The following is an 11,726-nucleotide window of genomic DNA, read 5'->3' on the forward strand; positions in this document are numbered from 1 at the left end:
ACACTCCGAGTTCGACTCTGCAATGCACCAGCCGCAATTGTATAGGACCGCCGTGCCATTACCGCTGTAGCGGCAATACTGCAATTCCCCACAATGGCTTGTTCTCCAGGTTTCGGTGAGTATCCTCCGCCCAACACCGCATACTTCCAGCTAGCGCAAGCGCAATGTTCCACACGCTCCTGTCACCCCGGCTGCTGATCCTGGTGACATTTCTGGCATCGGTCACCTTCGTCCAGTTCCGTGGCCGCGTCCGCCACAAGCTCTCCCGGCTGGTCGCGGACCACGCCAATCTGCTCGCGCCGTACAACTCACTGATGTATCTGTTCTCGGCGGTCAAAGCCAAGCCCTATGCGGACGTTCGCGACTTTCCCGAACTCAAACAGGTCACCGAGCAGTGGCAGATGATCCGCGAAGAGGCACTGAAGCTGTTCGACGAGGGACACATCCGTGCCGCCTCGGGTTACAACGACATCGGCTTCAACACGTTCTTCAAGCGCGGCTGGAAGCGCTTTTACCTGAAGTGGTACGGCGACTTCCTGCCGTCGGCCTCGGCGCTGTGTCCGAAGACGGCCGAGCTGCTGGGGAAAATTCCTTCCATCAACGCGGCAATGTTTACACTTCTGCCGCCCGGCTCGCGGCTCGGCGCTCATCGCGATCCGTTCGCCGGCTCGTTGCGTTATCACCTCGGCCTGGTCACGCCGAACTCGCCCGACTGCTACATCATCGTCGATGGCGAGAAGTATTACTGGAAGGACGGCGAAGCGGTGATGTTCGACGAGACCTACATCCATCAGGCCGAGAACCGCACCGACGTCACCCGCGTGATTCTTTTCTGCGACATCGAGCGACCGATGTCTAACCCCGTGTTGCGATGGATTAATCGCGTCATCGGTCACGGCATGATTCGCGCGGCGGCAACACAGAACGTGCCGGGCGAGCACGTCGGCGTCCTGAATCATATATTTGCTTACGTGTATCAGATTCGCGCGCTCGGCATTCGTATCAAGGAATGGCACAAGCCGATTTATTACCTGCTGAAGTGGTCGTTGCTCGCGGCCCTTGGCTACGCCATCGTTGTCGGTTTTTGAGACACACCGGATTCTGTCTGGCGCGCGTTGCCAGACAGAGCCGCGCTCCACTGAAAGAATTATTTCCTCCGCGGCGCTAATCCCCGCCGATATCTGTCGCTAAATTTGCCGTCGCGGCAGCGATCCGCTGGCGCGCCTTTTTCCGCATGGAACTTCCGTGCGTGCGTGTCGTTGCTTGCTTATTCTCGGCATGGTTTCTGCAAGTCTGTTGGCCAACAAGACTTGACCGATGTCGGTGGACGGGAGCTGCAATGATGATGCGTCTCGGACTCACGGTTCTCACTCTTCTCTTCCCTGTGTTGGGTCTCACTTGCGAGAGCGTCAATCGCGAGCAGTGTAAGCAGCGCTTCGAAGCGCTGGTGAACTACCGGACCGAAGCGATCACCAGCGCCTTTGGCGATCTGCTCGGCACGTTGCCGCCGGAACTCGATGTGAAATTCGTCGGCACCAAGGAGCTGGCGGAGAGCGACGGCAAGGAAACATACGACGCCGAACATCACACCCTGATCTTCCCGAGGCGCCTGCTCAGCGCCAAGGTGCCCAATCCAATTCGCGCCGCCGCTTACTACTGGCCGTTCTATGAGAACGAGCAATATCGAACCGCATTTCCGGTGGTGGAGACCATCGATCAGTTGATCTGGACCGCATTCCTGCAGGAAGCGGCCAAGCGCCGCGGCCTGTCCTGGCCGCACAAGGACTGTAAGTCCAGCGATCTGGGCACGCGCCTGCCGTGCGAGATGCTGGTCGAAGGCATCAACGAGCATCTGAAGGAAGTGCGCACGCCGATCTTCAATGCCAACCGGCTCGATATGATCTGGCCGGAGGACTTCGCGGGCTTTCGCCGCGGGCTGTGGAACAAAGGCGATCAGTTATATCTGGACGTGCAGCGCTACGGCGGCATTCTGTTAATCGGCCCGCTGATCGATCAGTTCGGTGTGCCCCGCGCGCTGGCGTACATCGCCCAGACGCCGTTCCATGTCGAAGACAACAACATGCGACTGTCCGCGCAGCGCTATCAGGAGCGCGCGAGGAAAGTGCTGGATTAAGTTATCACCACATCAGATCGTCAGGGACGACGAAGTCCTTATACGGATCGTCTTCGGCGGGCTTGCCTTCCTCGGCGTTCAGCTTCACGACCGCACGCTCATCGCGCTCACGGATGCGCTCGGCGATTTCCGGTAACACCAGGTCGTACTTACCTTCGCAGCGGACGATCACGATGGTGCCGGCGACCAGCTTTTCACGCAAAGCATTGTCGGCCGTGATCCGACGCACCTTGCCGCGATCGATGAAGTTGAAATACTCCTCGCTCTCGGCCGGCTTGGGCAGCCGATGCTGCTCGATGAGCTGCTTGATCTGCGCCCAGCGCTCCTTGCGATCCTGGTTTTCCTGGCGCTTACGGTTCAGCTCGGCATCGCGCGCGGCTTTTTCGGCCTGCGCCTTGGCCCGCGCTTCGGCAGCCCGCTTTTCCTGTTCTTCGCGCAGCTGGCGGTTCTTGGCCTGCTGATGTTGCTGCTGCTTCTGCTGTTGATCGGCCTGGCGCGCCTGCTTCTTGGTGCCCAGGCCGGCGGCCAGCAGCTGATCGCGCAATGACATGCTCATCGAAGGCTCCGCACGGACTCCTTGGGGGACGGCGCTATTTTACGCAAACCGCCGCCAACCGGGAGTGCGACACGCCCCGAAAAATCAGGCGGGCTGCAATCCGCCGCCGCGCACGGTCTCGATTTCCCGCCGCGGCGGGGCGCCGAACAGACGCCGATATTCGCGACTGAATTGCGACGGGCTTTCATAACCCACGCGATGCGCGGCCGCGGCGGCTTCCAAGCCCTCGGTGAGCATCAGGCGGCGCGCCTCGTGCAGCCGCAGGTGTTTCTGAAATTGCATCGGCGACATGGCGGTCACCGCTTTGAAACGATGATGCAACGACGATTCGCTCATGTGCGCGGCCGCCGCCAGATCCTCGATGCGCAGCGACTCGGTGAATCGCTTGCGCAACAGCTCGATTGCGCGTGCCACGCGATTCACCTGACTGTCGACGACACACAACTCGCGCAATCGGTGCCCCAACTCGCCGGTGAGCACCCGGTAATGAATCTCTCTGAGCACCAGAGGCGCGAGGATCGCGGCGTCTCGCGGCTGCTCCAACAATCGCGTGAGTCGCACGACCGCGTCGAGCAATTGCGGGCCGGTGCGTGCGACATACAAGCCACGGTCAGTCGAGGGCGGCACAGCGCTGCGGCCAACTTGCAACAGCAGCTCGCCGATCATGCGTGCGTCGAGCTCGAGACGCAGACACAGATAGGGCTTCTCCGGCGTCGCTTCGAGCACATGACCGATCGCCGGCAACGTGACTGACACGGTGAGGTAATTCAACGCATCGTAGTAATAGACATCGTCCCCGAGCACCGCGCGCTTACGTCCTTGCACGACGATGCACAGACTCGGCTCGTACACCGACGGCGTCGGCATCGACGGCGAGTTGGAGCGAATCACGGTCAGCCCCGGAATGGCGGACGGATGAATGCCCTCGACCGGCGTCAACCGTGTGACCAGGGCAGCCAGCTCGGCCTGCTGCTCGTCCAGGTTGGGCAGCTCGGCGACGGACGGATTCGGGATGGAAATGGCGGCGCTCATGGCTGCCCTCGCTACGACGATCAGGCTATTTTCGACCGCCTGATTATCAACATAGTTCAGCGCCGACGTCCTGCACGGATGTGCGACCTTGCAGGATCAGGCAAGAATGGGCGAGGAATCGGATAGGACCGGACCGGAAGCCCTCAATCGCCGTTCGGCTCGGAACGGAGTCAGTCACCCGCACGCGGCCGTCAGACCGGAAGCCATCAATCGCCGTTCGGCTCGGAACGGAGTCGGTAACACGCACGCCGCGGTAACCGCACGTTGCCGGTAACCGCACGTGGCCGTCGGGTCAGTCAGCCGTCACCGAGAACAGGCGCTCGCGATCCTCGGGGCTGAGCGGGCGCCATCGACCTTCGGGCAACTCGCCGAGGTCGAGTCCGCCCACCTGACTCCGGTGCAATTTCTCGACGTGATTGCCGACCGCCGCGAACATCCGGCGCGCTTGATGATAGCGACCTTCGGTCAGCGTGAGTCGTGCCTGTCTCGGCCCGAGCACTTCGAGTTTCGCCGGCGCCAGCGGCTCGCGCTCGGACTCGAGCATCATCTTGCCGCTCGCAAATATTTTTACTTCGTCGCCTCGCAGATCGCGCGCGAGCGTCGCTTCGTAAATTTTTGGCAGCTTGGATTTCGGCGAGACGATTTTATGTAACAACTTGCCGTCGTCCGTCATCAACAACAAGCCGGTGGTGTCGCGATCGAGCCGGCCGACCGTCGCCACGACCGGATCGCGATGACGAAACCGCTCCGGCAACAAGTCATAAACAATCTGACCGGGATCGCTGGTCGAGCAGGTGTAGCCGACCGGCTTGTTCATCATGAGCAGCAGACCGGGCGCGAGATCGAGCGGCTCGCCATCGATGAGGACGCGCGAGTGATCGACCTTGTCGTCGGAGTACAGCACTTCGCCGTCGATGTCTGTAATGCGCCCGTCGCGAAAGATCGCGAGCACTTCCTTGCGGCTGCCGTAACCGAGATTGGCAATGAGTTTGAGCAACTTCATCGCGCGATCTCCGCCGCCTTCGCGAGAGATTTAGCGCGCATGGCTGCGAGAATCCATCGCGGCGCCTTGGCGGATCTCGCGCAGGGTTTGGTATGCACGGCTGCGATGATCTCGTTCATCGCGCGGCCTTCGCGGGCTTCCGCGCCGATTTCGCTCGCACCGCTTCGATGATCTTGTAGCCGTGCTCTTGCACGACCGCGCGCACGCTATCGAAGCTCTCGCTCAACACGTTCTCGTAGGGCAAGTGACGGTTCGCGACCAGCCACAGCTTGCCGCCCGGGCGCAGCGAATCCGCGGCGACCGCGATGAAACGACGGCCGATGTCCGGCCGGTCGAGCGCACGCTGCGCATGGAACGGCGGATTGGTGACAATGACATCGTATGTATCCGGCAACCCGGCCGCCACGTCGTGCCAGCGATAGTTGATAGGCGTGCGCGCCTCGAAGCTCTTCAGATTCACACGCGCTAGTTCGAGCGCGCGGTTCTCTGCTTCATAGGCATCGAGCGCGGTAATACCAGGACACCGCGTCAACAACTCCGCAGACAAATATCCGAAACCCGCGCCGAGATCGGCGGCACGTCCAGTCAGATTCGTCGGCAGATGCTCTGCGAGCAATGCCGAGGCCACATCGATGCGATCCCACGCAAAGATGCCCGGCCGGCTCGTGAAACGGCCTTCGGCGATGGGCCGAGGCGCATCGAGCTGTTGCCAGTGCGCGATCAAAGAAACATTGAGCCGCGCCAGCGAGGCCGTCCAGAACACACGACATTTGTTTTTGCTCATCGACTCGACGTCGCCGGTGAGCTGCGCGAGGTCGTTCTCGCTCGAGCGAGCCCCTTCGTCATTGCTCTGGCTGACAATGATTCGACCGCCGGGCTTGGTCATCGCAACCGCGCGTGCCATCAGCGCACGCGCCTCGTCGCGTTGACGCGGCGGCAGGATCAGCACCAGCTCGTAGGTTTTCGCCGCGTCGGCAACGTTGACGGCAAAGCCCGCCTGCGACAGCGCATAGGCTTCGGGCTTGAAGCTTTGCTCGCAAACGAGCCCGGGCAGCGGCCGCTCATGCAGTGGCCACCCATCTCTCGCGCGAAGAAACATTGCGCCGCCTGCAGGCCAAGGCAGGCGCCCCTCGCTGAACGGCAGGAAGAGCGTTTCGAGCGCCGCGTCGCTGCGATCAGCTGGCATGCGACTGGAGCAACTTCTCAGTGGCAGCGAGCAGCACGCACACGGCCACGCCCTGGACCGCTTCCGTCACTTCCGCCAGTTCCGGGAAGCTCGGCGCGATGCGGATGAAACGATCGTGCGGATCTTTGCCCAGCGGATGCGTGGCGCCCGCGGGCGTCAGCTCCACGCCAGCTTCTTTCGCCAGCTGCACGACGCGCTTGGCGCAACCGTCGAGCACTTCGAGCGAAATGAAATAACCGCCCTTGGGACGAGTCCACTTCGCCACGCCCGACGCGGCGAGCTCCTTGTCGAAGGTATTCAGCACCTGCTCGAACTTGGGCGCGAGGCTGGCGCGATGACGATCCATCAGCGCGGCCACGCCGCCGTTGCTGTTGAGCAGGCGGATGTGACGCAGCTGATTCACCTTGTCGCCGCCGATGGTCCGGATGCTCATGTTCTTCAAGTACCAGGCCGAGTTGTCCTTGGAGCTCGCGAACAGAGCGACACCGGCGCCGGCGAACGTGATCTTGGAGGTCGAGCCGAAGATGAAGGCGCGATTCGGATGGCCATGACGGGCGCAGAGCTCGTCAATGTTTGCAATCTCGACGGCTTCCGCGGTGAGATGATGCACGGCGTAGGCGTTATCCCAAAACAAACGAAAGTCGCGCGCGGCGGTCTTCATCTTCGCCAGGCGCTCCACCGTTTCGTTCGAATACACGGTGCCGCACGGGTTGCTGTATTTCGGCACGCACCACATGCCCTTGATCTGCGGATCGGCGGCGACCAGCTTTTCCACCGCGTCCATGTCCGGACCGGTCTCCAGCATGGGCACCGGAATCATCTCGATGCCGAACTGCGCGCAGATGGAAAAGTGACGGTCATAGCCCGGCACCGGGCAGATGAACGCCACACGGGATTCGCGCGACCACGGCTTGTCGCTATCGACCGTGCCTTTCAACATCGAATACACGACCGCGTCGTGCATCAGCGAGAGGCTGGCGTTATCGCCGAGGATCACACGGTCCGGGCTGACACCGAAGATCGGCGCCAACTGCGCACGCAGCTCCGGCAGGCCCTGCAGCTCGCCGTAGTTACGGGTATCTACGCCGCCAGCCATGTAGTCGGCGCCCGGCAGGCCGAGCAGCTCGTTGCTCAGGTCCAGCTGTTTCGACGACGGTTTGCCACGAGTCAGATTCAGTTTCAGCTTGCGCTCGGCAAAAGCCTGGTAGCGGCGGCGGATGTCTTCGTGGACGGCGCGCAGGTCGTTGGCGCCTAAAGTCGTCAGGTTGGGCATGGGTGGGTGAAGTTCGGGCCGATTCGGCCAGTTGGGGTAAATTTCGCGGCTGCGGATCTTAGCGGCTATTCTGAACCCATGACATCCATCCTCATTGTCGGCGCCGGCGCGATCGGTGCTCTGTTCGGCTCGGCGCTGGCTCGTCAGGGGGCTCAGGTGTCGGTGGTCTGTCGGTCGGATTACGACATCGTCTCGCGGGAGGGTTATGACATTACCAGCCCGCTGCTCGGCAACCATCGGTTCTACCCACACGCCGTGTTCAAGGACGTGGCCGAGTGCAAGACCCCGCCGGACTTCCTGATTTTGACGACCAAAGTTTTGGAGGGCGTGGATCGCACCGCCCTGATCCGCCCGGCCGTCGGGCCCAACACCGTCATCGTGCTGATCCAGAACGGCGTGGATATCGAGGCGGAGATCGCCAGCGCCTTCCCGGAGAACGAGATTCTTAGCGGCCTGGCCATTATCGGCGTGGGTCGCAGCGCCCCCGGCATGGTGAATCACCAGACCATGGGCTCGCTGAACCTGGGGCGTTACCCCAGCGGCAATTCACCGGCGGGCGAGCGGCTGGCCGCCCTGCTCAACGGCGCGGGTATCGGCTGCAAGCTGACCGATAACGTGGTCAGTGCACGGTGGGCAAAAGCGGTGTGGAACGCGACGTTCAATCCGATTTCCATCACCGGCGGCATGCTCGACACCGCAGTCATCCTCGGGACGCCCGAGTCGACGGCGTTCGTTCGGCGAGCGATGGATGAGGTTTGCGCCGTGGCCGCGGCGGCCGGTCACCCGGTGCATCCGAAGGTGGTCGAGCAGTTCATCGGCAGCACCAAGACAATGCCGGCGTATCACACCAGCATGGCGCTGGATTACAAGTACGGCCGGCCCATGGAAGTCGAGGCGATCCTGGGCAACACGGTGCGTGCCGCCCGGAACCTGGGTGTCAGCACGCCGATCCTGGAGACCCTGTACGCGCTGACGAAAATGATCGAACGAAAGATGCGCGAGTCGCGCTAGCGGGCTCTCAAGTCCCCGCGGCTTTCTTTCGAGCCTTCGGCGGCTGCTTCACGGCGTGCAGGACGTTGTCCGCGACGCGGGACATCCAGCCGCCCGAGTACAGCATCATCTTCAACGTGTGCAGCAGCACCTGCCCCGGGCCTTCCACGGCCAGGCGGCAGTCTTCTTCGATTTTGCAGTTCTGCATTTCGAAGAGGCCGTTGCCCTCGATGATCAGATTGGTGTCCTTGAAGTGGCAATCGACGAACGACTTGCCGTCGAGGACCACTCGCTGCCCGTCAAAGGTTTTCCCGCTTACCTTCTTCATCTTTATGTAACTACTGCGCGTCGCGCGCCACACGTGTACGAGGCGGTCTTTCTACACGAATGCGCAAGGTCTTGCACGGTCCAGCGCTGTAAGGGAAGCTGCCGGCCGCATGCGTCTATGTAGATTCGATACCGACAGACTCGGGGTCCTTCGCGGCGACATGGTCGTCGATGTGACCTCCGTCCTGGACTCCATCCCCGCGGCGCGCTGGCCGCTCGATCCGGGGGATCTGTTGCTCGCCAATTTCGACCGGCTGCGCGGCTTGATCGATCAGACCGCCCTGGGCGGCGTGCCCCGCCATCTGGCCGACTGCGCGCTGAAAAGCCCGGTCGCCAACCCCAGCAAAATTCTCGGCGCGCTGAAGAATTATCACGAGCCCGCCGACGATGCGGACTATCCGGTCAGCACGCTGGATCGCGACGGTCTGTTCCTGAAGGCCAGCACCTCGGTCATCGGCCCGTCCGAGGGCATCGAGCTCACCTTGCCCGGCCGCCAGCACGATCACGAGGTGGAACTGGCTGCGGTCATCGGCTCCTGGTGTCGCAACGTCAGTCGCGAGCGCGCCATGGATCACGTGGCCGGCTACACGGTGGCGCTGGATATGACAGTGAAAGGCAACGAAGAGCGCAGCCTGCGCAAATCGCTCGACGGTCACACAGTGCTCGGTCCGTGGCTCATCACTCGCGACGAAATCGCGGACCCGGGCACATTGGGGATGTGGCTGCAGGTGAATCGTCAGCCGCGTCAGCGAGGCAATACTCGGAATTTGCTGAACGACCTGCCGCGCCTGATCGAATACGCGTCGTCGTTTTTTACGCTCTATCCGGGCGACATCATTCTGACCGGCACGCCGCCGGGTGTGGGTCCGGTGGTCGCAGGCGACATCATCGACGCCGGTATCGGCGGCATCGGCTCGATGCGAGTGGAAGTCAGGTAGAAGTCGGGGCCGTCGACATCCTTCGACGACCCCGCGCTACACAGTTATCGATAGCTAGTTACTAGTCCCTTCCCTGGGAGTGTTTGATCACTTCCCCTTACGCGGCTTTTTCGCCGCCTTCTTCTTTCCCCCCGAGCGTGTCTTGGTCTTGGCCGCGCCCTTCTTCGAGGCTTTCTTGGCCGCAGTCTTCTTGCTACCGGCGGTCTTGCCCGCCGATTTCTTGCTCGACTTTTTCTTGCCCGCCTTCTTGGCAGGCTTCGCCGGCGCTTTCTTAGCAGGTGCCTTCTTCTTGGCAGGCGCCTTCTTCGCCGGAGACTTCTTGGCAGGCGCCTGCTTGGCGGGCGCTTCCTCAGCCGGAGCTTCAGCCGGTGGAGCTTCCTTCGGCGGAGCCTTCTTCGCAGGCGCACGCTTCTTGGCAGGCTTCTCGGCCGGAGCAGCGGGCGGCGTTTCGACCGGTGGCGCCTGCTCTTCAGCCGGCGTCTCCGGATCCTGCACGACCGGCGGCGGCGTTTCGGTATCCAGTTTCAACTGTTCAGGCTTCACCTTCTTCTCCTTCTTTTCTGATTTCTTCATGTTCGCCGCCGTCGCGTGGGCCGCGAACATCGCGCCCTGCGGGTCGATCGCTTGCACGATCCAGTCCCCACCCGGCACTTCCATCGGGCCATTGATCACCTGACCGCCGGCGGACTTCACTTTCTTGGCGGTCTGGTTCACATCCTTGACGTGCACATAACTCAACCAATTGGACCCCGGGGCGGCCGGCACGCTCTTCATCATGCCGCCGAACGGAACCCCGTCCAAGCCGTAGATGAAATAGGTCCCCATCGGTCCCATGTCGTGCTCGGCCACCTTCTGCCAGCCGAACAAGGCGGCATAGAAATCGATGACGGCTGGATAACCGGTGCTCATCAGCTCGTGCCACGAATGCTCGCCGGGCTGCGGCGGCGTGATCTTGCCGTAGTCTTCGGCGGATTCATACACACCGAACTTCGCGCCGTATGGATCCTGCAGCACCGCGTGACGGCTGCCGCTGGACAGAGTATCCACATCCTTCACGACCGAGCCGCCTTTTTGCTTCGCCAGCTCGATGGTCGCTTCGATATCACCCGTGCCGATATATGGCAACCAGTGCGGAGCGGAACCGTTGCCGGCGACCGTGGCACCGATGGGGCCGCGCGACGCGGCGAACATTACGTAAGAAGCGTCTTCTTCCCAGGGCTGGGGCTTCCAGCCGATCGCCTTGCCGTAGAACGCATGGGCGGCATCGGCATCCGGCGTCACCAGCTCATGCCAGACGAATCGTCCACGGACACTCTGATCTGCCATCGCGATCTCCCTCGAGAGAAACAAGTGACGTTCGTTGGCGGCTGAGCATACTCCGCTCGTTGGCGCAAAAGTAGTCAACACTCGATCGACAATCTCACATTGCATGCGAAGCGTGCAGCGGCGCGCGAGCATACTTGCCAAAAAATGGCGATGAGGTACAACAGCACGCCAGGAATCCCACCCTCATCGCAGCAACCATCACGGATCTCATGATCACCACGCGGTCGGCGCGGCTCAATCGTCGTGCATTCGTGGGCCTCATCGGCGCATTGGCGATTGTCACCTCGCTGCCGTCGACGGCAGCGGCCGACGCTCCGTTACAGATCTGGTTCATCCGCCACGGTGAGAGCGAGCTCAATGTTCCGGGCAATCCGCGCACCGTGCCGGATGCCGGGGTGAGTTATCCATTGACGCGTAAGGGCATGGAACAGGCGCGTGCGCTGGCTGAATCGCTGCGTGGCGCGCCCATCACCAAGATCTATAGCAGCACCCATCTGCGCGCCATTCAGACAGCGGACGCGGTGGCGCTCGACCACACCCTGGCGCTGACACTCGCGCCCGAGGCGGCCGAGATCGACTTGGGCGTCGGGCCCGACTCCACTCAGGACATCCGCGCGGTCTACGGCGAGCTGACGCGTAAGTGGTTCATCGAAAAAGACCTCGACGCGCGCAACGGCACCGGCGAAAGCTTCGCCGAAGTGCAGCGCCGCTTCCTGCCGTTCGTGCGGGAAATAATGAACCGTCACGCGCTCGACTCGGGCATCGTCGTGATCGTCGCGCACAGCGCGACCCTGGGGCTCATGCTGCCGGTGCTGGCCAGCAATGTGCCGGCCGATTTCGCCCTGCGCCATCCGCTGCCGAACACCGGCATCATCAAGACCGAGCTGCGCGACAGCCGGCTGTTCTGCACCGACTGGGCCGGCGTCGCGGCCAGCCAGTTCGGCGAATAAAACTTTCGATT

12 protein-coding genes are annotated in these 11,726 nt (G+C 62.1%); 5 read left to right on the plus strand and 7 right to left on the minus strand.

Annotated features, from left to right (window positions below; genetic code table 11):
* Positions 1 to 164 precede the first annotated feature (164 nt).
* Both ACFPN2_RS11445 and ACFPN2_RS11450 read left to right on the plus strand, forming a co-directional pair.
* Complete coding sequence (locus tag ACFPN2_RS11445) at positions 165 to 1,088, plus strand: aspartyl/asparaginyl beta-hydroxylase domain-containing protein (RefSeq protein WP_380596733.1); 924 nt, start codon at positions 165 to 167, stop codon at positions 1,086 to 1,088.
* A 251-nt stretch (positions 1,089 to 1,339) separates the two neighbouring features.
* Positions 1,340 to 2,134 (plus strand): hypothetical protein, encoded by a 795-nt coding sequence (locus ACFPN2_RS11450; protein WP_380596734.1) that lies wholly within the window; start codon positions 1,340 to 1,342, stop codon positions 2,132 to 2,134.
* Between the two features lie 4 nt (positions 2,135 to 2,138).
* Here the strand turns inward: ACFPN2_RS11450 and ACFPN2_RS11455 are convergent, their stop codons facing one another.
* The 5 genes from ACFPN2_RS11455 to ACFPN2_RS11475 form a co-directional block, all read right to left on the minus strand.
* Entirely contained in the window at positions 2,139 to 2,690 is a 552-nt protein-coding gene (locus ACFPN2_RS11455) for a DUF2058 domain-containing protein (protein ID WP_380596735.1), read from the minus strand.
* Positions 2,691 to 2,774: 84 nt separating this feature from the next.
* Positions 2,775 to 3,722, minus strand: a complete 948-nt coding sequence (locus tag ACFPN2_RS11460; RefSeq protein ID WP_380596736.1) for an AraC family transcriptional regulator — start codon at positions 3,720 to 3,722, stop codon at positions 2,775 to 2,777.
* Positions 3,723 to 4,014: 292 nt separating this feature from the next.
* Positions 4,015 to 4,725 (minus strand): pseudouridine synthase, encoded by a 711-nt coding sequence (locus tag ACFPN2_RS11465; protein WP_380596737.1) that lies wholly within the window; start codon positions 4,723 to 4,725, stop codon positions 4,015 to 4,017.
* Positions 4,726 to 4,840: 115 nt separating this feature from the next.
* Positions 4,841 to 5,911, minus strand: a complete 1,071-nt coding sequence (locus tag ACFPN2_RS11470; RefSeq protein ID WP_380596738.1) for a class I SAM-dependent methyltransferase — start codon at positions 5,909 to 5,911, stop codon at positions 4,841 to 4,843.
* Positions 5,901 to 7,184, minus strand: coding sequence for an aspartate aminotransferase type Ic (locus tag ACFPN2_RS11475; protein WP_380596739.1), 1,284 nt, complete (start codon positions 7,182 to 7,184; stop codon positions 5,901 to 5,903). Before ACFPN2_RS11475 ends, ACFPN2_RS11470 begins: the two co-directional genes overlap by 11 nt.
* Before the next feature lie 6 nt (positions 7,185 to 7,190).
* Here ACFPN2_RS11475 and ACFPN2_RS11480 point away from each other — a divergent pair, with 6 nt between their 5' ends.
* Positions 7,191 to 8,195, plus strand: a complete 1,005-nt coding sequence (locus tag ACFPN2_RS11480) for a ketopantoate reductase family protein (protein WP_380596740.1) — start codon at positions 7,191 to 7,193, stop codon at positions 8,193 to 8,195.
* 7 nt (positions 8,196 to 8,202) lie between these two features.
* Here the strand turns inward: ACFPN2_RS11480 and ACFPN2_RS11485 are convergent, their stop codons facing one another.
* Positions 8,203 to 8,502 carry a hypothetical protein gene (locus tag ACFPN2_RS11485; protein ID WP_380596741.1) on the minus strand — a complete coding sequence of 100 codons (300 nt, stop codon included), beginning with the start codon at positions 8,500 to 8,502 and terminating at the stop codon, positions 8,203 to 8,205.
* 109 nt (positions 8,503 to 8,611) lie between these two features.
* Between ACFPN2_RS11485 and ACFPN2_RS11490 the strand changes: the two genes are divergently transcribed.
* Positions 8,612 to 9,439, plus strand: a complete 828-nt coding sequence (locus ACFPN2_RS11490; protein ID WP_380596742.1) for a fumarylacetoacetate hydrolase family protein — start codon at positions 8,612 to 8,614, stop codon at positions 9,437 to 9,439.
* A gap of 87 nt (positions 9,440 to 9,526) precedes the next feature.
* Here ACFPN2_RS11490 and ACFPN2_RS11495 read toward each other — a convergent pair whose 3' ends face one another.
* Positions 9,527 to 10,765, minus strand: a complete 1,239-nt coding sequence (locus tag ACFPN2_RS11495; RefSeq protein ID WP_380596743.1) for a VOC family protein — start codon at positions 10,763 to 10,765, stop codon at positions 9,527 to 9,529.
* 209 nt (positions 10,766 to 10,974) lie between these two features.
* On the opposite strand from ACFPN2_RS11495, the gene ACFPN2_RS11500 reads away from it, so the two are divergent.
* Complete coding sequence (locus tag ACFPN2_RS11500) at positions 10,975 to 11,715, plus strand: histidine phosphatase family protein (RefSeq protein ID WP_380596744.1); 741 nt, start codon at positions 10,975 to 10,977, stop codon at positions 11,713 to 11,715.
* Positions 11,716 to 11,726: the final 11 nt, after the last annotated feature.

Source organism: Steroidobacter flavus, assembly GCF_042651805.1.
In the GTDB taxonomy this organism is placed as follows: Bacteria; Pseudomonadota; Gammaproteobacteria; order Steroidobacterales; family Steroidobacteraceae; genus Steroidobacter; species Steroidobacter flavus.